The organism is Thalassiella azotivora (assembly GCF_054781695.1).
Genome location: NZ_BAAGTX010000016.1, coordinates 74,392 through 94,872, shown reverse-complemented (window position 1 = coordinate 94,872; position 20,481 = coordinate 74,392). Strand labels below are relative to the sequence as shown.

The following is a 20,481-nucleotide window of genomic DNA, read 5'->3' as shown; positions in this document are numbered from 1 at the left end:
TGGGATGCGACGTCCCGGTGAGCCCGCCGCCCCCACCGCGGGGCCCGACCCGGACGAGGAGTACGTCGGCGGCCGGGACCTCACGTACTGGCCGACGGCTGCGGGCCGGTGGGTCGTCACGGCAGCCGGGGCCGCGGTCCGCTGGGCCACGCCGCGGTGGGCGCTGCTGCTGACCCTGGCCCTCGGCCTCGGGTTCGCCGCGGTGATGGGCCTGCTCGCCGGTGAGGTGTACGAGTCGGTCGCGGAGTCCGACGGTGTCGCCGGGCTCGACCGGCCGCTGCTCGACGCCGCCGTCGACGCCCGCACCCCCACGACGGAACGGCTCGTCACCGCGTACACCGACCTGGGCGGGCCGGTCGGCATGACGGTGATCGCCGTGGTCGCGACCCTGGGGCTGTCGGTGTGGCCGCGCCGACGGCTCACGCCTGTCGTCCTCATGGTCGTCGCGACCGCGGGCTCCCTGCTGATGACCGTGGCCGGCAAGGCGGCCGTCGGGCGGGTCCGGCCGCCGCTCGTCGACGCCGTCCCGCCGTACGAGGAGTCCGCGTCGTTCCCCAGCGGGCACTCGCTGAACTCGGTGGTCGTCGCCGGGGTGCTCGCGTACGTCGTGGTCCGCCGGCTCGACGGCGTCTGGGCCCGGTTCGCCGTGGTGACCGCCGCGGCGGCGTTCGCTGCGACGATGGGACTCAGCCGGGTGTACCTCGGGCACCACTGGCTGACCGACGTGCTCGTCGCGTGGGCCCTGGGCCTGGCGTGGCTGTCGGTGGTCGTCACCGGGCACCGGGTGTGGTTGACGTTGCGACGACGGGGGACAACCCCACCCCCGCCGACCGGCGGACCCCCGGCCGGGTCCGGCGGGCGACGGGACTGACCCGGGGCGCGCACGCGAGCAGGCTGGTCGGCACGTCCCGGACCGCCCAGCGGGCAGCCGGCCCGCCGGTCCCGGGACGGCCAGCCTGGAGGCCGTCGTGCCGCACACCGCACCACTCACGGGCCTGCTCGTCGCCACCGCGCCGGCTCTTGCGGGGAACGCGTTCGCTGCGGTCGGCGCGCCGCGCACCGCGGGGGCCGGTGACGCCGCCGTGCGGGTCCTGGACGCCGCCACCGAACCCGTCGTCGGAGCCGCCACGCTCGTCGTGTGGGCACCCGCCGCGGTGCTCGCCGTCCTCGCCCAGACGGACCGGCCCACCGGCCCGGCACCCGCGGCGAACCGCGGCCCGGCCCGGGCGGCCGCGGGCCTCGTCGTCCTCGGCCTGCTGGTCGCCGCCGTGCAGGCGGCGGGGGCGGTCGGGGTGCTCGCGGGCGTGGTCCCCGCACCGGAGTCGGCGACGGCCTGGCCGGTGCTGGTGGCCTGCCTGACCGGTGCGGCCGTGGTCGCCGCGGCGGTCCCCGGCCCGCTGGCCCGGCTCCGCCGGGGGCGCGCCGTCACCGACGCGACCGCCCTGCGCGGCCTGCACGCCGGTCTGCGCACCGGGGCCGCCGGTGGGGTCGTGGCCGTGCTCGTGGCCGTCGTCGGCGCCGGGCTGCAGGCGCCCGGGCCGGCCGCCGGGCCGTACCTCGCGCCCGTCGTCCTCGCGGCGCTCGTCGTGCTCGTCGCCCACCGGGTGCTCCGCGCCACCCTCACCACCTGACCGCACCTTTCCACCACCCTGCGGTCTGGGTGCCCGCCCTGACCGCACCTTTCCACCAACTTGCGGCCGCGGTCCCGCCCCTGACAGCACCTTTCCGACAAGGTGCGGTCGTGGGCCCCGTCTGGGTCTCAGGTGGGTGGAAAGGTGCGGTCGTCGGCGAGGGGACCGCTCCGGTCGGTGACGGCTCCACCGACCCACCGCAGTCATCCGGTGACGGTCCGTGGCGCTCGCCGTCTGGTGGTGACGGCCGGGTGAGGCCCGTCACGGCCCGTGTGCCACGATGCGCGCATGCGCCTGGACCACGTCTCGTACGCCGCGGAGTCCGACGGCCTGTGGGCCACCGCCAAGCGGATCGGCTCGGCACTGGGCATCGACCCGGTGGACGGCGGCAACCACCCGCGGTTCGGCACGGTGAACGTCGTCCTGCCCCTCGCCGACGGCCGCTACGTCGAGGTCGTCGAACCCCTGGAGCACCCGGCGTCGTACAACGCCCCGTTCGGTCAGGCCGTCCGCGGCCGCTGCGAGAACGGTGGCGGGTGGATGGGCTGGGTCGTCGCCGTCGAGGACCTCGCGCCGATCGAGGCGAAGCTCGGCCGCGAGGCCGTCCCGGGCAACCGGCACCGCCCGGACGGCGTGGAGCTGCGCTGGCGGCAGATCGGCGTGAAGGGCCTGCTCGCGGACCCGCAGCTGCCGTTCCTCATCAGGTGGGAGACCGGACCGGAGCTGCACCCCTCCAGCGGCGGCGGCACGGACGTGAGGCTGCAGGGCCTGCAGATCGCCGGCGACCCCGACCGGGTGCGCGACTGGCTGGGGCTGGACCCCGACTTCACCCCCGACACGCTCGAGTTCGAGTTCATCGCCCCGCACGGCACACCCGGCGTCATGTCGGTGTCCTTCGCGACGACGAACGGCACCGTCCGGATCTGACACCGGCGTCCTCGGCGTGCGGTCCGCCGACGAGTGGTCGCGTCGGCGGTTCGGTAGCAGGGTGGTCCGGGTGAGCGAGAACGCGCAGAAGGACCCCGACGACTGGACCACCGGCGACGAGCCGATGACCGCTGCCCAGCGCAGCTACCTGGAGACCCTCGCCCGTGAGGCGGGTGAGGAGGTGCCCGGGCAGCTGACGAAGGCGGAGGCGTCGAAGGTGATCGACCGGCTGCAGGAGCGCTCCGGCCGGACCGGCGGCTCAGCCGCGGACTGACCGTGGCGTCGGGGCGGGCGACCGGGGCGGGTGACGCCCGGCCGCGGGTGTGCGTCCTGGGCGGGACGCCGGTCCTGACGGTGACCGTCGAGGCGGCCGCGGACGACGCGGACGAGGTGCACCTGCACGCCGGCGGCCAGGGCTTCTGGGTGGCTCGGATGGTCTCGTCGCTCGGTGCCGACGTCACCCTCTGCGCCGCGCTCGGTGGCGAGCCGGGTGACGTGCTGCGTGCCCTCGTCGAGCGCGAGGGGGTGCGGTTGCGGATCACGCCGACGTCCGCGCCCAACGGCGTCTACGTCCACGACCGCCGCAGCGGGGAGCGCCGCACCGTGGCGGAGATGCCGCCGCAGTCCCTGACCCGGCACGACGTCGACACGCTGTACGCGGCCTCGCTGACGCAGGCGCTGCACGCCGACGTCGCCGTCCTGGCCGGTGTCCGCTCGCCCGGTGAGCTGCCGACCGACGTCCACCGACGGTGGGCCGTCGACCTCGCCGCCGCCGGGACGGTCGTCGTGGCCGACGTCGCGGGTGACGCCCTGGCCGCCGTCCTCGCCGGCGGCGTGACGGTCCTCAAGGTCAGCCACGAGGAGCTCGTCGCCGACGGGCGCGCCCGGTCGGGGGACGCCGCGGACGTCGTGGCCGCCGTCCGGGAGCTCGCCGGTGCAGGCGCGACGCACGTCGTCGTCTCGCGCGGCGCCGAGCCGACGATCGCCCTGGTCGACGGGGAGGTGCTCGAGGTGTCCGCGCCCCGCCTCCAGGCGGTGGACACCAGCGGTGCCGGCGACTCGATGACGGCCGGTCTGGCGGTGGGCCTGGCGCGGGGCCTGCCGACCGTGGACGCCCTGCGGCTCGGCGTGGCCGCAGGGGCCCTGAACGTGACCCGGCACGGGCTGGGGACGGGGGAGCGCGAGGACGTGGAGGCGCTCACCCCGGGCGTGGAGGTGCGACGAGCCGAGGCAGGAGGAGGGTGACGTGAGGGTCCTGGTCACGAACGACGACGGGGTGGCGGCGCAGGGGGTGCGCGCGCTGGCGCAGGTGGTGGCGGACGCCGGGCACGAGGTGATCGTGGCGGCGCCGCACCAGGAGCAGAGCGGTACCAGCGCCTCCCTGACGGCGCTGCGTCCCGGCGGGCTGCTGGCCGTCGCCGAGCACGAGCTGGACGGTCTCGACGTCGCCGCGGTCGGGGTCGAGGCGTCACCGGCGTTCATCGTGTTCGCCGCGATGCACGGGGCGTTCGGTCGGGTCCCGGAGCTCGTCGTCTCCGGGATCAACCACGGACCCAACACCGGTCACGCCGTCCTGCACTCCGGCACCGTCGGCGCGGCGCTGACCGCGTCGACGTTCGGCTGCCGGGCGATGGCGGTCTCGCTCACCGGCTCCGCCCCGCAGCGGTTCGACACCGCCGCCCAGGTGGCCCGTGAGGGGTTCGCCTGGGTCACCGAGCACGGCGTCCCGGGGACGGTGCTCAACCTCAACGTCCCGGACGTCGCCCCGGGCGAGCTGCGTGGAGTGCGGTCCGCCCCGCTCGCGTCGTTCGGTGCGGTGCAGGCCGAGGTCGCCGACCGGGGGGACCGGTTCGTGACGATGACGTTCACCGAGATCGAGGCGGTCGAGGACGACGGCACGGACGCCGCGCTCGCGGCCGGCGGCTGGGCGACGGCGACGATCCTCCGCGGACCCTGCGAGGTACCCGGCGTCGACCTGTCGGGCCTGGAGCGCTGACCCTCGCTCAGGGCAGCCCGAGCACGTCCTTGAGCAGGGCGTACCCGACGAACGCGACGACGTCGATGACGGTGTGGGCGACGACCAGCGGCATCACCCGCCGGGTGCGCCGGTAGACCTCCGCGAACACCACGCCCATGACGACGTTGCCGACGAACGCGCCGAAGCCCTGGTACAGGTGGTACGCCCCCCGCAGGACGGCGCTCGCGGCGACCACGGCGACGGGCGACCAACCGAGCCGGGGCAGCCGCTCCATCAGGTACCCGACGGCGACGACCTCCTCGAGGACGGCGTTCTTCACCGCCGAGAGCAGCAGCACCGGGACCGTCCACCAGTACGTGTCCAGGGCGGACGGGACGACGGTGGCGGTGATCCCGATCTGACGCCCGAGCAGGTACAGGGCCAGACCGGGCAGCCCGATCGACCCGGCGAGCCCGAGGCCGAGCAGCACGTCGAACACCGGGCGGCGGTGGTCCAGGCCGAGACGGCGCAGCACCCCCGGACCGTGCTGGGACAGCAGGAACAGCGCGAGCGCCACGGGGACGAGCGCGAAGGTGATGCCGACGAGCTGGTAGGTCAGGTCGAGGTACTCCCGCGGGCTGCGGGAGGCGTTGAGGGTGGCGGTCTGCTGGTTGAGCGGCCCCTGCGTCAGCTTGGCGACCAGGCTGATCACCGAGTAGACGGCGGACGACCCGAGCGACAGACCGAGGACGATGAGCACCTCGGCGCGCACGCGGCGAGCGGTCAGGGGCACCGGGTGCGCCGACGCGACCGGGTCACGTCCGGCCGGGTCGGTCATCGGGTCACCGTACGGCTCAGCGCTCCAGCAGGTCGACGAGCTGCGACGCGAGCCCCGTGTAGGTCGCGGGGCTGAGCGCGACGAGCCGCTCCTCGACGTCGGCGGGCAGGCCGAGCCCGCGGATGAACTCGCGCATCGCGGGCCCGTCGACCCTGCGGCCGCGGGTGAGCTCCTTGAGCCGCTCGTACGGGTTCTCCATACCGGTGGCGCCCGCGACCCCGGCGGCGCGCATCGCCGACTGGACGGGTTCGCCGAGGACCTCCCAATTGCTGTCGAGGTCCCGCTCCAGCGCCGTCGGGTCGACGTCGAGGCCGGCCAGGCCGCGCCGGACGTTGTCGATCGCCAGCAGCGAGTGGCCGAACGCCGTCCCGATGTTGCGCTGCATCGAGGAGTCGGTGAGGTCCCGCTGCATCCGGCTGGTGACGAGCGTCGTGCACAGCACGTCGAGCAGCGCGCAGGACACCTCGAGGTTCGCCTCGGCGTTCTCGAACCGGATCGGGTTCACCTTGTGCGGCATCGTCGACGAGCCGGTGGAGCCGTGGGCGCCGAGCCGCTGGGCGAAGAAGCCGAGGGAGATGTACGTCCACACGTCGGTGCACAGGTTGTGCAGCACCCGGTTGAACCGGGCGACGTCGCTGTACAGCTCGGCCTGCCAGTCGTGCGACTCGATCTGCGTGGTCAGCGGGTTCCACGTGAGGCCGAGGCCCTCGACGAACGCCCGGGACACCTGCACCCAGTCCGCGCCGGGGACGGCGGCGACGTGCGCACCGTACGTGCCGGTGGCGCCGTTGAGCTTGCCGAGGTACTCGGCGCCCTCGATCCGCGTGACCTGCCGCCGCAGCCGGTGCGCGAGCACCGCCAGCTCCTTGCCGAGCGTCGTCGGGGTCGCGGGCTGGCCGTGGGTGCGCGACAGCATCGGCTGGTCGCGGTGGGTGACGGCCAGGTCGGTGAGCTGGTCGACGAGCGCGCGGGCCGCGGGCAGCCACACCTGCCGGACGGCGCCACGCACCATCAGCGCGTACGACAGGTTGTTGACGTCCTCGCTGGTGCAGCAGAAGTGCACCAGCTCCGACGCACCCTCCAGACCGGTGCCGGCCAGCCGCCGCTTGAGGAAGTACTCGACGGCCTTGACGTCGTGGGCGGTCTCCCGCTCGATCGCGCCGAGCTCGGCGACGTCGGCCGCGTCGAAGCCGTCGACCACCGCACGCAGGGCGTCCGCGTCCTCCGCCGACGGCGTCGGTGCGCCGGGCACGACCTGGTGCCGGGTCAGGTGCAGCAGCCACTCGACCTCCACCCGGACCCGCTCGCGGTTGAGCGCCGCCTCGGACAGGTGCTCCACGAGCGGGGCCACCACGGCGCGGTACCGGCCGTCGAGAGCCCCGAGCGGGATGCCGGCGTCGGCGAGCGTGGTGGTGGCGGCTTCGGGGGAGGGCGTCGTCGTCACGGGGTCATCGTCCCAGACCCCGTGACGACGACGGTCCGTCCCTCGGCCTCCCCGCACGAGGGCCGCGGCGTCCGGGTCGCCGTACGGCGTCGTCCTGCGGCCCCCGTCGCGCGGTCAGGCGGTCGGCTGGTCGGCCGGCTGCCCCCCGACGCCCATGAGGCAGAAGACCTCCCCGAACGGGCCGCGCACCATCGCCGCGCGGCCGTACTCGGTGTCGAACGGCTCCTTCAGCACGGCACCACCCAGCGGTGCGACCCGCGCGACCGTCCCGTCGCAGTCCGCCACGGCGAAGTACGTCGCCCAGTGCGGGCCGGAGTCGGGACCGCTCATGTCGGCGGTCAGCGAGCCGATCCCCCCGCCGGGCTGCTCGCCGCCGGGCACGGAGAACGTCGCGTAGGTGAACCCGTCCCCGCTCATGTCGTCGTAGGACCAGCCGAACACCTCGGCGTAGAACCGCCGGGCGCGGTCGTCGTCCCCCGTCAGGACCTCGTTCCACACGACGCCGCCCGGCTCGTTGACCCGGTTCGCGCCGGTGTGCGTGCCGGACTGCCACATCCCGAACACGGCGCCCGCCGGGTCCACGGCGACGGCCATCCGGCCGAAGTCCCCGACGGTCATCGGCTCCATCAGGACCTGACCGCCGTTGACCTTCAGCCCGGCGCAGGCGTCGTCGACCGACTCCACCGCCAGGTACGTCGTCCACTGGGAGGGTGGCCCCTCACCCCCGGGCGGCCCCTCGCCGAGCCCGGCGACCGCCTCCCCGCCGACGAGCGCGGAGGTGTAGTTGCCGAACTCGGGCGACCCCTCCGGCACCTCCCACCCGAGCAGCTCGCCGTAGAACTCCCTCGCGCGCTGCAGGTCGGGGACCATCAGGTCCACCCACGCCGGTGTGCCCGGCGGCCACGACTCGTGCCGGATGCTCATCTCTCGTCCTCCCACGTCCGTCCTGCCCCTGACGGAGCGGCACCCACGGTCGCCCCGGGTGAACCACCCTGGCACCGGGGTCCGACAGTCGCGCGAGGTGGCGCAGACGCGCCGCTGACGTCGCGGTCACCGGCACCCGGTGGAGCCTGTGGACAGCGAGCCGGACGTCCGCCGCAGGGTGGCTAACCTGCGCGCCCGGGGGAGGACGTCGTGCCCCCGCGTCGGTTCACCGTCCCGTCGCCGTCGTGCGCGGGCTCAAGGAGGTCCCACCCATGTCCCGAGTCAAGGGCGTCCGTGCCCTCGCTGCCGCCGTCGCCGTGTCGGCACTGGCCCTCACCGCCCCCGGCGCCGCGACCGCGTCGACGGTCGACGGTGGCGGGGGTGGCGAGTTCAGGATCACGACGAACAAGTTCACGGCCTACAGCTGCCACTACTACGGCCAGAAGTGGGAGGGTCCGATCGCGAGGACGATGACCTTCTACAGCTGCTCGGGCGGGGTCAAGCACGTGTACGGGCGCTACACGGGCACGGTGTGCGTCACGCACGACCACAGCAGCCACCCGTGGGGCTGGTACGGCCACGGCTGCGGACGCATCTTCTGAGCCCACACCACCGAGGACCCGGCGAGGGCACGCGTCACGACCGGCGTGCCCTCGCCGTCGTCCGCTGCCGCCTGCCGCGGGGGTCAGGGCAGGGGAGCCGACCTTCCCACCCGGCTGCCCGCGCGACGCGGGTCGAGCGGCACGGGGGAGCGCAGCACCGCGGGGCCGACCTCCAGCACCGCGTCGGTCAGCGGCATCACCCGCAGGCCGCCGCGCCCACGCATCGCGTCCCGGGCACCCGGGGCGAGGACGGCGTCCATCCACGGGCACGGTGAGCACTCGCCGCCGGCGTCGAACCCCAGACGGACGCCGCCCTGCTCCAGCGTGAACCGCTGGTGGCGCAGGGCGTTGAGGTCGGCGGCGCGCAGGACGACGGTCCGGCGGGTCAGCCGCGGGTCGAGCGCTGCCGCCAGACCCAGCTCGGCGGTGACCGCCTCGAGCGCCTCCGCGGCGACCAGGGTCATGGCCGACTTCAGCCGGCCCGCACGGCCGTGGAAGCGGTCACCCACCACGCCCCGGCCGGCCTCGACGCGCACGGACGCCGGGTAGGACGTCGGGTGCGGCCCGACGCCGTCCTCCGGTCGCCCGTGGAACCAGTAGTTGTGGCCGGGTGACACGATCAGCGCGACGACCTCGACGGGGTCCGCGTGAGGCAGCTCGACGTCCGGGTCGTCCACCACCCGAGCATCGCACCCGGGCCCGGCCGTCACGGCGCGACGCCCTCCGGGAGCTGACCCTCCGCCCCCGTGGGCCGGCGACGGGACGTCTCGGCGAGCACGATCCCGGTCAGCACGATCGCCGCACCGAGCAGCTGCGGGACGTTCAGCGCCTCGGACAGCACCACCCACGCGACCAGCCCGGCGAGCACCGGCTCCGCCATCCCCAGCAGACCGGTGCGCGCGGACCCGAGCTCGCGGATGGACACCAGGACCAGCGCGTAGGGGGCGACGGTGCCGAGCACGACCACCCACAGGACCAGCGCCCACAGCGGCGCGGCGGTGCCGTCGAACGGGCCGGCGAGCGGGACGTCGTCCGCGAGCACGTCGAACGGGAACGACCACCACGGCTGCAGCACCGACCAGAACAGGGCCGCGGAGGTGAAGACCCAGGCCGCCAGGCTCAGGGCGTCCCGGTCCCGCAGCCCGTGCTCGCCGGTCAGGTAGTAGGCGGCCAGGCACACCGCCGCGGCCACCCCGGCGAGCACCCCGACCCCGTCCAGGGTCAACCCGTCCCACACCTGCGCGACGACGGCCAGGCCGAGCACGCACAGCCCCAGGGCCCACCACACCCGGGCCCGCAGCTGCTCCTTGCGGACGAACCGCACCCACAGGGCGACCATGACGGGCGCGAGGTACTCCAGCAGCAGGGCGATGCCGACGGGCAGCCGCTCGATCGCCACGAAGTAGAACCACTGCACCAGGGCGATGCCGATCACCCCGGCGACGAGCAGGAAGCCGAGCTCGCGCCGTCCGACCCGCAGGCTGCGCGGGTTCGTCAGCAGCAGGAACGCCATCAGGCACAGCGCCGCCCCGGCGGAGCGGATCTCCACCAGGCGCAGCGAGGTCAGGTCCGACGACAGGGCGAGCTTGCTGACGGTGCCGTTGACGCCGAACAGCAGCGCGGCCGCCGCGGCCGCGACCAGACCCACCACCGGGCGAGTCGTCGGATGAATGCTCACGCCGCGGAGAGTAGCGGCGGCACCTACGGTGGGGACATGGACATCCCGAAGGACCCCTCCCAGCTGCCCGGCGAGGACACCCTGCGTCCGCAGACCTTCACGGGGTCCGTCGTCGAGGGCGTCGAGCACGGGTCCGTCGTCCTCGAGGGCGAGGACGGGGTCGTGTACCAGCTCGGCGGGGCCCACCGGCAGCTCGTCGGTCGGCGCGTTTGCGTCACCGGCCGGCGCCGCGACGACGTCATGACCCTGCAGCAGCAGGGCGTGCTGCTCGCCGTGCACGAGGTCACCGACCTCGGGGAGGGACGCGTGCCGCCGCGCTCGGTGTGAGCGGTCGGCGGCGACGTCCCGGTCCCGCTCGGGTGGCGGACCGGCCCGTACGCCGTTAGGCAGGAGGGGACCGGACGACCCCGAGTGAGAGCGAGACCGACGTGGCCCAGGTCCAGGAGTCCGTGGACGTCGACGTCCCCGTGCGCACCGCGTACGACCAGTGGACGCAGTTCGAGTCCTTCCCCCAGTTCATGGACGGCGTCGAGTCGATCACCCAGGTCACGCAGACGCGCAACCACTGGGTGACGAAGGTCGGCGGCGTGACCCGCGAGTTCGACACCGAGATCACCGAGCAGCACCCGGACGAGCGCATCGCGTGGACGACCGTGGACGGCGACACGAAGCACGCCGGCGTCGTCACCTTCCACCGGCTCAGCGACACCCAGACCCGGGTGATGGTCCAGATCGACTGGGAGCCGAGCGACCTCAAGGAGAAGGTCGGCGCGGCCGTCGGCGTGGACGACCACCGGGTGAAGGCCGACACGAAGCGCTTCAAGGCCTTCATCGAGTCCCGAGGGTCCGAGACCGGCGCCTGGCGCGGAGACGTGGACCGCCCGGACGCCTGACCGGGCACCGCCTGCCTCGCGAGCACGCACCGCGCGAGCACCCCCTCGCAAGATCGTCAGACGTTCCTGGTCGCCATCACGACCACCAGCGTCTGACGATCTTGCGGTTCCGGGTGGAGCTCGGGTGGGGGATCGGCAGGACGCCGGGGCTTCCGGCGGGAAACGATCAGCGCTAGTTTCTCTGCGTCCGCCGACCGGAGGAGCGCCCGTGCCCACTCGACCGATCCCGCTGCGCCGTCCCGGCGGTGCCGCGCTCGGCGCCGCGACCCTCGCGGTGACGCTGCTCGCCGGGTGCGCGGACGACGGCGGGTCCACCTGGACCGCCCCGGACCCGGACGACCCCGCGCAGTCGTCCGAGTTCGGCCCCGTGGCGGACGTCCGCACCGGCGGCACGGACTGGGTGCAGGCCCGCGTCCGCCTCGAGGAGCTGCAGCAGGAGGGCGCCGAGTCCTGCCTGGCCGACGCAGGCCACGACGTCGACCTGCCCGACCCGGACCCCGCCGAGCTCACCACGGACGGGTACGAGCTGGCCTACGGCACCCCGCTGGCCGACCCGGCGTTCCGCGGCACCCACGGGTACGGCGTCACCTCCGCGCTCGTCGGGCTGGCGCCCGAACCCGTCACAGACGACCTGACCCGCTACCGCGACGGCCTGGACGACGAGCGGGCCGACGCGTTCGAGGACGCGCTCTCCGGTTGCGTCGAGCAGGCGCGGCAGGACGTGCTCCCCGCCGACGACCTCGCGGAGCTCGACGACCTCACCCGCGACCTGTACGACGAGATCTGGACCGACGGGCGGGTCTCCGCGGGTCTCGACGCCTGGGTGGAGTGCATGCAGGACGCCGGCTACCCCGTGATCAGCACGGAGCAGCCACCGGCCGAGCTGTCCGGGCGGGCGCAGCCGCTCTACGACGCGGACGTCGCGCCGGACAGCCCGGACGCCCAGGCCCTGCACGCCGAGGAGCTCGCCACCGCCGAGGCCGACTGGACCTGCCAGTCCGAGCACGTCGTCCCCGCCTACCAGGAGGTCAAGCACGAGAAGGAGGCCGAGCTGCTCGCCGAGCACGACGACCTCGCCGGCCGCGTCCACGACGCCGTCCGCGCGACCCTGCACGACGCCCTGGACGACGCCTCCTGACCGACCCGCCCGCACCCGCCGCGTCGTCCCACACCCGCGACGCTCCAGCCACTAGGTTCACCGCGTGAGGGTCGCCGTCCCCGCCGAGACCGTTCCCGGCGAGCGCCGGGTCGCCGTCACGCCCGAGACCGCCGCGCAGCTGGTCGACGCGGGCCTCGACGTCGTCGTCCAGGCCGGCGCCGGGGTGCACGCGAGCATCCCGGACACCGCGTACACGGACGCCGGGGCGCAGGTCGTCGACGCCGTGGACGCCGCCGCCGTCGACGTGCTGCTGCACGTGCGGCCCCTGCACCCGCGGGTGCCGGAGAAGCTGCGCCCCGGGTCGCTGACCATCGGGTTCGCGTCGCCGGCGTCCGAGCTGCACACCGTGGCCGCCCTGCGCGACGCGCGGGTGACGTCGTTCGCGATGGAGCTGGTGCCGCGGATCTCCCGGGCCCAGTCGATGGACGCGCTGACGTCGCAGGCGCTCGTCGCCGGCTACCGCTGCGCGCTGGAGGCGGCGATGCGTCTCCCGCGCTTCCTGCCCCTGTTCATGACCGCGGCGGGCACGGTCCCGCCCGCCCGGGTGCTCGTCCTCGGCGCCGGCGTGGCGGGGCTGCAGGCGATCGCCACGGCCAAGCGGCTCGGCGCCCGGGTGTCCGGCTACGACGTCCGCCCGGCGTCGGCGGACGAGGTGCGTTCGATGGGCGCCACCTTCGTCGACCTCGGGCTGGAGGCGGTCGAGGGCTCCGGTGGGTACGCCCGGGAGATGTCCGAGGACCGCGCCGCCCGCCAGCGCGAGCTGCTCGCCCCGCACGTCGCGGACGCCGACGTCGTCATCACCACCGCCGCCGTCCCCGGCCGGGCCGCTCCCGTGCTCGTGACCGCGCCGATGCTCACCGGCATGCGGCCCGGGTCGGTCGTCGTCGACCTGGCCGCCGAGTCCGGCGGCAACGTCGAGGGCTCCGTCGCCGGCGAGGACCTGCTCGTGCCGCTGCCCGACGGCGGCGCGGTGACGCTCGTGGGGATGAAGGACGCCGCGTCGACGATGCCCGTGGACGCCTCCCGGCTGTACGCGAAGAACGTCGCGAACCTGCTGCTGCTCATGACCAGCGACGGCCAGGTCGTCCCGGACCTGGCCGACGAGGTCGTCGCCGGGTCGTGCCTGACGCACGCCGGGCAGGTGCGGCACGGCCCGACCGCCGCGCTGCTGGAGCCGCCGGCCGAGCTGCCCGGCGAGCCGCCGTCCGAGCCGCCGTCCGGGCCGCCGGCCGAGGAGGGGACCGCCTGATGGACGGCGTCACGCTGCTCACCATCTTCGTGCTGTCGGTCTTCGTCGGCTTCGAGGTCGTCTCCAAGGTGTCCTCGACCCTGCACACCCCGTTGATGTCCGGCGCGAACGCCATCCACGGGATCATCCTCGTCGGCGCGGTGCTCGTCGCCGGCCAGGCCGAGTCGACGCCCGTCCTGCTCGTCGCCCTGCTCGCCGTGGTGCTGGCGACCGTGAACCTCGTCGGCGGGTTCGTCGTCACCGACCGGATGCTGCACATGTTCCGCGGCCGCCAACCGCAGCGCGCGACCAAGGACGGTGAGGCGTGAACGTCCTGTCCCCCACCTGGACCGCGCTGCTGTACCTGGCGGCCGCCGTCTGCTTCATCCTGGCGCTCAAGGGGCTGAGCTCTCCCCGGACGGCGCGGCGCGGCAACCTCGTCGGCGCGCTCGGCGCGCTCGTCGCCGTCGCCACGGTCTTCCTGTCCACGGACGTCGACAACCTCGCCGCGATCCTCGTCGCCATCGCCCTCGGCACGGCGCTCGCCGTGCCCGCGGCCCGTCGGGTGCAGATGACGGCGATGCCGCAGCTCGTCGCGCTGTTCAACGGGGTCGGCGGCGGCGCGGCGGCCCTCGTGGCGCTGCTCGAGCTCGGGCACGCCGAGGGTGCCGGGACGCTCCTGGCCGTGGCGTTCACCGTGCTCGTCGGGGCGGTGTCGTTCTCCGGGTCGTGCGTGACGTTCGCCAAGCTGCAGGAGCTGATGACCACCCGGCCCGTGGTGCTGCCCGGCCAGCGGTGGCTGATGGGCGGTGCGCTGGTCGCGGGTCTCGTGCTCGGCGGGGTGGTCGTCGCGACCGGGGCGGTGTGGGCGGCGGTGCTGCTGCTCGTCGTGGGGCTCGCCGCGGGCGTGCTGCTGGTGCTGCCCGTCGGCGGGGCCGACGTCCCGATCGTCATCTCCCTGCTCAACGCGTTCACCGGGCTCACGGTCGCGGCGTCCGGGTTCGTGCTGGAGAACGTGCTGCTGCTCGTCGCCGGCACCCTCGTCGGGGCGAGCGGCACCATCCTCACCCGGGCGATGGCGTCCGCGATGGGCCGCAGCGTCGGCGGCATCCTCTTCGGCGCCCTCAAGGGCGGGTCGACCGCCGGGTCCACGGCGGTGTCCGACCGGCCGGTGCGCTCGTCGTCCCCGGAGGACGTCGCGATCCTGCTCGGGTACGCCAACCGCGTGGTCGTCGTCCCCGGGTACGGGCTGGCCGTCGCGCAGGCCCAGCACACGATGGCCGAGCTCGCCGACGCCCTGGAGTCCCGCGGCACCGAGGTGGTCTACGGCATCCACCCCGTCGCGGGCCGGATGCCGGGGCACATGAACGTCCTGCTCGCCGAGGCGAACGTCCCGTACGAGTCGCTCGCCGAGATGGACGAGGTGAACCCGCGGATGCGGACGGCGGACGTCGCGCTCGTCGTCGGCGCCAACGACGTGGTGAACCCCGCGGCGAAGACGTCACCGGGCGCACCGATCTACGGCATGCCGATCCTCGAGGTGTCCGACGCCCAGCAGGTCGTCTTCCTCAAGCGGTCCATGCGACCCGGGTTCGCCGGGATCGAGAACGAGCTGCTGTACGACCCGAGGACCACCCTGCTGTTCGGCGACGCCAAGGAGTCGCTGACGAAGGTGCTGGCGGCCGTCAAGGGCCTCTGAGGCTGCGGCGCCCCGGTCGAGCCGTCAGATCCGGCCGCGCAGGATGCGGCGCCAGTAGGTCTGCGGCAGCGCGTAGCGGTCCACCCACCACGTGGTCCGCCGCGGGCGCACCAGGTCGACGAACGGCACGGACGGTTGCGGCCGACCGTCCCGGTCGACCTCGACCAGCAGCAACCGGTGCCGGGCCGTGGTGATCGGCATGACCGTGTAGCCGTCGTAGTGCTGCAGCGTGAGGCCGTGCCGGGCCGCCACGAGGTTGTGCGCGACGACGGGGACCTGCCGGCGCAGCGCGCCGCCGCTGGGCCGGGTCGCGACGTCGGCGACGTCCCCCAGCGACCACACCGCCGGGTGGCGGCGGTGCCGCAGGGTCAGCGGGTCGACGTCCACCAGGCCGGCAGCGTGCTCGCCGGAGAGCCCCGACTCGGTGACCCAGCGCGGTGCGCGGTAGTGCGGCACCACGTGCGCGAAGGCCAGGTCGTCCAGCTCGACCTCACCGGCGGACGTCGCGAGGGTGACGCCGCGGTCGGCCAGCCGGGTGACGCGCGCCTCCCGGTGGACGCGCACGCCGTAGCCGGCGAGCTCCCGTTCCAGCACCTCGTCGGGACGGCTCAGCCCGATCGGGCTGGGTCCCGGCAGCGCGAGGTGGACGTCGACGTCGTCCAGCACGCCCGTGCGCCGCCAGTGGTCGCAGGCCATGAACAGCGGCTTGAGCGCGGTGGCGCCGCACGGTGCCGGCTCCGGAGGGACCGTGAAGAGCACCCGTCCGGACGTCAGGCCGCTCAGGGTGGGCCACACACCGGCCACGGTGTCGTCGTCGAAGGTGGACGCCGCCCACCCGGCGGCGTACGCGTCGCGCAGACCCGGGGTGGCGTCCCAGTCCTCGTCGAGGCCGGGGCACACGACGAGCGCCTCGGCGGTGATCCGCCGTCCGTCCCTGGTGACCACGGCGGGTGCCGCCGGGTCGGCGGCGACGACCTCGGCGCGGATCGACGTGCACCTGTCGGGGACGACGCGCTGCGCCGGCCTCTCGAGGTCGGACATCGCGGCCTCACCCGCGCCGACGTAGTTCAGCAGCGGCCGGTAGCGATGGACCGACTGCGACTCGACCAGCGCCACGTCCCGGACGCCGTCCCGCAGCAGCCGTGCGGCCAGGGAGACACCGGCGTTGCCGCCGCCGACGACGAGGACGCGGTGGTCGGCCATCCGTCGACGGTACGTGCCGGGAGCGCATCCCACCCGGCGGCGCTGACCTACCGGGTCGGGCGTGCCGAGCAGTCCGTGCTCGACGCAAGCAGCCTGCCGGACGTCGAAATACTTGCCAATGTGTCGTAATACTTGCCATCGGGAAGAAGTACTTGCACTCTGGGCCCCATGGACCTCCGATCACCGCTCCGCACGCTCTCGCCCGGCCTGGACTCAGCGGTGCTCGAGGTGCTGGCAGGCACGGAGTCGGCCCTGAGCGCGACGCAGATCGCGCGCCTGTCGTCCCGCGGAACGCGGACCGGACAGCGCCCCGTCCTGGAGCGACTGGTCGACCACGGCCTCGTCATCACGCAGCCGGGCAACCTCGGGGTGCTGTACAGGTTGAACCGGGCACACGTCCTGGCTCCTGCCGTGCTCGGGGCCGCAGCGGCGCGGGATGCCGTTCTGCGGATCCTGGCGGAGGCGGTCGGCGCGTTGTCCCCGGCGCCGGTGCACGCCTCGGTCTTCGGGTCCTTCGCCCGCCGCGAGGCGGACGCAGACAGCGACATCGACCTGATGCTCGTCGTCCCGGACGGCACGGACGTCCACGATGCGGGGTGGTCTCAGCAGATCCGGGATCTCGAGGACGCCGTACTGGCCGCCAGCGGTAACCGTTTGGAGGTGCTCGTCCTCAGCCCTGAGCGGCTGACCGCGCTGCACCGTTCGGGAGAAGCGATCGTCCGGACGTGGTCGAAGGACGCGGTCGACGTGCACGGGGTACCCGTCCGCGCGCTGCTCCCGACCGGGGACCGGACGCCGAGGTGACACCGAAGAAGCTGCGCACCAGACAAGGCGACGTCGCCCAGGCGCGTGCACGCCGGGACGTGGCGCGCGCGTACCGGGACGTGGCGGAGCTGGTGGCGGCGGAGGACGGCGCGGCGGTCAACGTGTGCGTCGGACTGGCGGTGCTCGCGGGGATCGCTGCCGGCGACTCCATCTGCCTCTCCGCGACGGGTGAGCGATACGCCGGACCGGACCACGCGGCAGCGGCCGAGCTCCTGGAACGCGTCGACCGCAACCTCGGCCGGCGCCTGAGGCGGCTGGTGGCGTTCAAGCCCGCCAGTCACTACGGCGAGCGGATCCTCGACGACAAGGACCGCCTGGTCGCGCTCCGCGATGCCGTGGTGCTCGTCGACGAGGCGACCCGCCGCTGCCGATGAGCTCCGGCTACGACGGTGTCGTCGTACGGCGACACCGCCGCAGTGTCGCGGTACGGCGACACGTCCGGGTCGGGTCGCGTGCAGGCCGTCAGAGCGCAAGCGCCGCAAGGAACGCGACGTAGCAGGCCAGGCCCGCCCACGCGGCGACGTCCACCGCCCGCCGGGGCGCCCGGGCGGCGAACAGGGCGGCGGCGAGCGCGAGCAGCGCCCAGCACGCGGAGTGGCCCCAGCGCAGGGCGAGCCACCGCACGCCGTCCGCGTCCTGCGCCTCGGCGGGGATGACGAACGCCCACGTCACGGCGAGCGCCGCGGCCAGGGCGGCGCCCACGCAGCCGGCCAGGACGCGGTGACGTCGCAGCAGACCGCCGAGCGGGTTCCTGGGGTCCTTCGCGGGCGCGCCGGCTCCGGGAGAGTGGGTCACGGGCGCACTCCAGCAGCCGACTGCTCCTACCGTCAACGCGCCAGCCGCGCGGACGGCCGTGAACCCGCCCCTCGGCGGACGGGCGCGTCGACCGTCCGGTGGACGGCGGTCAGCCGCCGTCGGCGGCGCGGCGCAGCTCGGCGACGTCCAGCCTGCGCATCGTCATCATCGCGGCGGTCGCCCGCTGCACCCGGGCCGGGTCGGGATCGCCCATGATCTCGGTGAACTCGCGGGGGATGATCTGCCAGGAGACGCCGAAGCGGTCCTTCAGCCACCCGCACATGCTCTCCTCGCCGCCGTCGGTCAGGGCGTCCCAGAAGTAGTCGGCCTCGGCCTGGTCCTCGCAGTCGACCTGCAGGGAGATGGCCTCGGTGAACGGGAACTGCGGGCCGCCGTTGAGCGCGGTGAACCGCTGCCCCTGCAGCTCGAACGCCACCGTCAGCACGGTGCCCTCGGGCATCGGCATGTCGGGGCCGTACCGGCTGACCTCCACGATGCGGGAGTCCTTGAACAGCGAGGTGTAGAAGCCGGCGGCCTCCTCGGCCTGGCCGTCGAACCACAGGCACGGGGTGATCTTCTGGGGGGTGGCCATGACTGCTCCCTGGTCGCGAGCCGGCCCCGTCGGCCGGTCAGGTGAGGGTCAGACCGCCGCGGCGTCGCGCAGTCATCGGTCCCGCCGGCCCCTTCGGCCCGACGGTCCTACCGGTCCTCTCGGTCGTCCAGCGCCGCACGCACCCACGCGAGCAGGCCGGGGACGGCGGCACGCACCTGCGCCAGGGTCGTGTCGAACCCGGCGTCGTCCCCGTAGTACGGGTCGGCGACGTCGAGGTCGTCACCGGCCTGGGGGTCGAAGGAGCGCAGCAGCCGGACCTTCGCCTTGTGCGCGTCGGTGCGGGCGTAGGCGCGCAGGACGCCCTCGTGACCGGCGTCGAGGGCCACGACCAGGTCGGCGCTCGCCAGCTCGCCCGGGTCGAGCTGGCGGGCCCGGTGGCCGTCGCCGTCGAACCCACCGGAGCGCAGGACGGCGCGCGCCCGGGGGTCGGCCTTCTCACCGACGTGCCAGTCGCCCAGCCCCGCCGAGTCCACCCGCACCCGGTCGTCGAGGCCCTCCTCGCGCAGCGCGTGGGCGAGGACGTGCTCGGCGATGGGCGAGCGGCAGATGTTCCCGGTGCACACGAACGTCACCACGAGCGGGTCGTCCGGGGTCGGGGCGTTCGGCGGCACGCGCCCATGGTGGCTCATCCGCCCCGGCGACGGAACGTCCGGCCGGGGGACCACCGGGTCCGGTCCCGTGACCGGCGACGCCTCGTGCGCGACGAGGCGTCCACAGCGTCCCGCGCGCCGGTGCGTCGTCCACACGTGGCCGGCTCGAGCCGCCCGGTGGCCCGCGCCCGTTCCTAGCGTCCTGAGCCGGTCGACGAGGAGTGGGCCGGTCGAGGAGTGGGCCGGTCGACGAGGAGGAGGGCACGTGGGAAGGGACGGGAGCGGCGAGGACGGGTCCGCCGCGCTGGCGGTGGGGTCGGCGGGAGCCGGGGAGGAGGTCCGGGACCTCGCGCGCCGGGTGCGGGTCCTCGCCGAGGACGTCGCCGACGCGGCGACGCGGGCCCGCGCGACGCAGGGGGTGGACTGGCGGTCGGTGGCGGCGGACGCGTTCCGCGGCGAGCTGGCGCAGCGGGTGCAGCACCTGGAGGCGTGCCACCTCGCGCTGCTGGACGCCGCCGGCGAGCTGGCGCGGCACGCGGCCGGGGTGGACGAGCGGGTCGCTGCGCTGCGTGCGGCGGCGCAGGTCACGGGCGACGTCCTGGCCGACGCGGCGCGCGACGCCGTCTCGGGCGAGGGGCGCGGCCTGGGTGTGCGCGGTGTCGCGGTCCGAGGGGGTGGGTCGTGACGGGCCGACCGGGCGCGGGGCCGGTGTACCGGCGCCGGCTCACCGTGGGCCAGCTCGCGGCGCTCGGCCGGTCCGCGCCGGACCTGCGGCTGCCCGAGGGCTTCCGGCCCGGTCCGCGCGGTGCGGATCGGGGCGGACCGGACGACGTGACGTGCCTGCGCGAGGCCGGTCTGCTCGTCGAGGACGGCGGGCGGGTCGCGGTGTGCCCGCTGACGGCCGGGCTGCTGCGGCTGCTCGGCGCCGCGGCGGTGCGCGTCGTGCTGAGGGTCCACGAGGACCCGGCCGCGGCGGCTCGGGGCGGTCCGGCCTGCGGCCCGGGGGAGGGCCCGGGGTCGCGGCAGTGGATGACGGACGCCGCCGCGGTGGGTGGCGTCGCGGCTCGCCTGACCCGGGTGGTCCAGCGGTCCCCGGACGGCGGCGAGCGGGCGGCCGAGCCGGTGGAGCTGGCCGGCTACCCCGTGGCCCACCTGCCCGGTGACGTCGCGGCGTGCGTACCGGGTGGGGAGCGTCCCGCGGCGGGTCGTCCGCACCGTCGTCCGGCCGTGGACGTCGCCGCGGCGGGTGCCCCGACGGCCCGGACGCTGTGGCTGACGGTGCGCACGTCACGGACCACGGAGGTCGACACCTGGTGGGACGACGGGGACGGTTGGTGGCGGGTCCGGCCAGGCGGTGCGGAGACCGTGTCGTTCGCCCCGGTGGACGCGGCCCTGCTCCGCGCCGACCTGTCGAGCGCCCTGGCCCTGGACGCGACGGGGGCGTCCCGGTGACCGCGGCGCGGCCCACGTCCGCG

General features: G+C 74.8%; 26 protein-coding genes. 17 read left to right on the top strand and 9 right to left on the bottom strand.

Going from position 1 to position 20,481, the window contains the following annotated elements:
• The first annotated feature begins 4 nt into the window (after positions 1-4).
• The 6 genes from ACYVQV_RS12560 (at position 5) to surE (ending at position 4,554) form a co-directional block, all read left to right on the top strand.
• The gene (locus ACYVQV_RS12560) at positions 5-871 is read left to right on the top strand and encodes a phosphatase PAP2 family protein (RefSeq protein WP_461023636.1); all 867 of its coding nucleotides are present in this window, start codon (positions 5-7) and stop codon (positions 869-871) included.
• Positions 872-968: 97 nt separating this feature from the next.
• Entirely contained in the window at positions 969-1,631 is a 663-nt protein-coding gene (locus ACYVQV_RS12555; RefSeq protein ID WP_461023635.1) for a hypothetical protein, read from the top strand.
• A 288-nt stretch (positions 1,632-1,919) separates the two neighbouring features.
• On the top strand, positions 1,920-2,558 hold the full coding sequence (locus ACYVQV_RS12550; protein ID WP_461023634.1) for a VOC family protein: 639 nt from the start codon (positions 1,920-1,922) through the stop codon (positions 2,556-2,558).
• 61 nt (positions 2,559-2,619) lie between these two features.
• Positions 2,620-2,832, top strand: coding sequence for a DUF3072 domain-containing protein (locus ACYVQV_RS12545; RefSeq protein WP_461023633.1), 213 nt, complete (start codon positions 2,620-2,622; stop codon positions 2,830-2,832).
• A gap of 80 nt (positions 2,833-2,912) precedes the next feature.
• Positions 2,913-3,803, top strand: coding sequence for a 1-phosphofructokinase family hexose kinase (locus ACYVQV_RS12540; RefSeq protein WP_461023632.1), 891 nt, complete (start codon positions 2,913-2,915; stop codon positions 3,801-3,803).
• Position 3,804: 1 nt separating this feature from the next.
• On the top strand, positions 3,805-4,554 hold the full coding sequence (gene surE, locus ACYVQV_RS12535) for a 5'/3'-nucleotidase SurE (protein ID WP_461023631.1): 750 nt from the start codon (positions 3,805-3,807) through the stop codon (positions 4,552-4,554).
• Positions 4,555-4,561: 7 nt separating this feature from the next.
• On the opposite strand, the gene ACYVQV_RS12530 is transcribed toward surE, so the two are convergent.
• The 3 genes from ACYVQV_RS12530 to ACYVQV_RS12520 all read right to left on the bottom strand — a co-directional run bounded on the left by ACYVQV_RS12530 (position 4,562) and on the right by ACYVQV_RS12520 (position 7,721).
• Entirely contained in the window at positions 4,562-5,353 is a 792-nt protein-coding gene (locus tag ACYVQV_RS12530; protein ID WP_461023630.1) for a CPBP family intramembrane glutamic endopeptidase, read from the bottom strand.
• A gap of 16 nt (positions 5,354-5,369) precedes the next feature.
• A complete protein-coding gene (gene purB / locus ACYVQV_RS12525; RefSeq protein ID WP_461023629.1) occupies positions 5,370-6,797 on the bottom strand; it encodes an adenylosuccinate lyase in 1,428 nt (475 codons plus the stop codon).
• A gap of 114 nt (positions 6,798-6,911) precedes the next feature.
• Entirely contained in the window at positions 6,912-7,721 is an 810-nt protein-coding gene (locus ACYVQV_RS12520) for a VOC family protein (protein ID WP_461023628.1), read from the bottom strand.
• Between the two features lie 272 nt (positions 7,722-7,993).
• Here ACYVQV_RS12520 and ACYVQV_RS12515 point away from each other — a divergent pair, with 272 nt between their 5' ends.
• The gene (locus tag ACYVQV_RS12515) at positions 7,994-8,323 is read left to right on the top strand and encodes a hypothetical protein (protein WP_461023627.1); all 330 of its coding nucleotides are present in this window, start codon (positions 7,994-7,996) and stop codon (positions 8,321-8,323) included.
• A gap of 83 nt (positions 8,324-8,406) precedes the next feature.
• On the opposite strand, the gene ACYVQV_RS12510 is transcribed toward ACYVQV_RS12515, so the two are convergent.
• Together ACYVQV_RS12510 and ACYVQV_RS12505 are read right to left on the bottom strand one after the other, a co-directional pair.
• Positions 8,407-9,000, bottom strand: coding sequence for a molybdenum cofactor biosysynthesis protein (locus ACYVQV_RS12510; protein WP_461023626.1), 594 nt, complete (start codon positions 8,998-9,000; stop codon positions 8,407-8,409).
• 29 nt (positions 9,001-9,029) lie between these two features.
• On the bottom strand, positions 9,030-10,001 hold the full coding sequence (locus ACYVQV_RS12505) for an EamA family transporter (RefSeq protein WP_461023625.1): 972 nt from the start codon (positions 9,999-10,001) through the stop codon (positions 9,030-9,032).
• A gap of 36 nt (positions 10,002-10,037) precedes the next feature.
• On the opposite strand from ACYVQV_RS12505, the gene ACYVQV_RS12500 reads away from it, so the two are divergent.
• From ACYVQV_RS12500 to ACYVQV_RS12475, 6 genes are all read left to right on the top strand, one after another.
• On the top strand, positions 10,038-10,328 hold the full coding sequence (locus ACYVQV_RS12500) for a hypothetical protein (protein ID WP_461023624.1): 291 nt from the start codon (positions 10,038-10,040) through the stop codon (positions 10,326-10,328).
• 101 nt (positions 10,329-10,429) lie between these two features.
• Positions 10,430-10,894, top strand: coding sequence for an SRPBCC family protein (locus ACYVQV_RS12495; protein ID WP_461023623.1), 465 nt, complete (start codon positions 10,430-10,432; stop codon positions 10,892-10,894).
• A gap of 208 nt (positions 10,895-11,102) precedes the next feature.
• On the top strand, positions 11,103-12,032 hold the full coding sequence (locus ACYVQV_RS12490) for a hypothetical protein (protein ID WP_461023622.1): 930 nt from the start codon (positions 11,103-11,105) through the stop codon (positions 12,030-12,032).
• A 64-nt stretch (positions 12,033-12,096) separates the two neighbouring features.
• Entirely contained in the window at positions 12,097-13,302 is a 1,206-nt protein-coding gene (locus ACYVQV_RS12485; RefSeq protein WP_461023621.1) for a Re/Si-specific NAD(P)(+) transhydrogenase subunit alpha, read from the top strand.
• Entirely contained in the window at positions 13,302-13,610 is a 309-nt protein-coding gene (locus ACYVQV_RS12480) for an NAD(P) transhydrogenase subunit alpha part 2 (protein WP_461023620.1), read from the top strand. Before ACYVQV_RS12485 ends, ACYVQV_RS12480 begins: the two co-directional genes overlap by 1 nt.
• Positions 13,607-14,980, top strand: coding sequence for an NAD(P)(+) transhydrogenase (Re/Si-specific) subunit beta (locus ACYVQV_RS12475; RefSeq protein ID WP_461023619.1), 1,374 nt, complete (start codon positions 13,607-13,609; stop codon positions 14,978-14,980). The genes ACYVQV_RS12480 and ACYVQV_RS12475 overlap by 4 nt, the downstream gene beginning before the upstream one ends.
• A 24-nt stretch (positions 14,981-15,004) precedes the next feature.
• Here ACYVQV_RS12475 and ACYVQV_RS12470 read toward each other — a convergent pair whose 3' ends face one another.
• Entirely contained in the window at positions 15,005-16,183 is a 1,179-nt protein-coding gene (locus ACYVQV_RS12470; protein WP_461023618.1) for an FAD-dependent oxidoreductase, read from the bottom strand.
• A 168-nt stretch (positions 16,184-16,351) separates the two neighbouring features.
• On the opposite strand from ACYVQV_RS12470, the gene ACYVQV_RS12465 reads away from it, so the two are divergent.
• Together ACYVQV_RS12465 and ACYVQV_RS12460 are read left to right on the top strand one after the other, a co-directional pair.
• Positions 16,352-16,987 carry a nucleotidyltransferase domain-containing protein gene (locus ACYVQV_RS12465; protein ID WP_461023617.1) on the top strand — a complete coding sequence of 212 codons (636 nt, stop codon included), beginning with the start codon at positions 16,352-16,354 and terminating at the stop codon, positions 16,985-16,987.
• Positions 16,984-17,382 carry a hypothetical protein gene (locus ACYVQV_RS12460; protein ID WP_461023616.1) on the top strand — a complete coding sequence of 133 codons (399 nt, stop codon included), beginning with the start codon at positions 16,984-16,986 and terminating at the stop codon, positions 17,380-17,382. Before ACYVQV_RS12465 ends, ACYVQV_RS12460 begins: the two co-directional genes overlap by 4 nt.
• Positions 17,383-17,470: 88 nt before the next feature.
• Here the strand turns inward: ACYVQV_RS12460 and ACYVQV_RS12455 are convergent, their stop codons facing one another.
• The 3 genes from ACYVQV_RS12455 to ACYVQV_RS12445 form a co-directional block, all read right to left on the bottom strand.
• On the bottom strand, positions 17,471-17,803 hold the full coding sequence (locus tag ACYVQV_RS12455; protein WP_461023615.1) for a hypothetical protein: 333 nt from the start codon (positions 17,801-17,803) through the stop codon (positions 17,471-17,473).
• A 109-nt stretch (positions 17,804-17,912) separates the two neighbouring features.
• Entirely contained in the window at positions 17,913-18,395 is a 483-nt protein-coding gene (locus ACYVQV_RS12450) for a VOC family protein (protein ID WP_461023614.1), read from the bottom strand.
• Positions 18,396-18,502: 107 nt separating this feature from the next.
• Positions 18,503-19,027, bottom strand: coding sequence for a low molecular weight protein-tyrosine-phosphatase (locus tag ACYVQV_RS12445; RefSeq protein ID WP_461023613.1), 525 nt, complete (start codon positions 19,025-19,027; stop codon positions 18,503-18,505).
• A 244-nt stretch (positions 19,028-19,271) separates the two neighbouring features.
• Here ACYVQV_RS12445 and ACYVQV_RS12440 point away from each other — a divergent pair, with 244 nt between their 5' ends.
• On the top strand, positions 19,272-19,691 hold the full coding sequence (locus ACYVQV_RS12440; protein WP_461023612.1) for a hypothetical protein: 420 nt from the start codon (positions 19,272-19,274) through the stop codon (positions 19,689-19,691).
• Positions 19,688-20,458, top strand: a complete 771-nt coding sequence (locus ACYVQV_RS12435) for a hypothetical protein (RefSeq protein WP_461023611.1) — start codon at positions 19,688-19,690, stop codon at positions 20,456-20,458. Before ACYVQV_RS12440 ends, ACYVQV_RS12435 begins: the two co-directional genes overlap by 4 nt.
• Positions 20,459-20,481 lie beyond the last annotated feature (23 nt).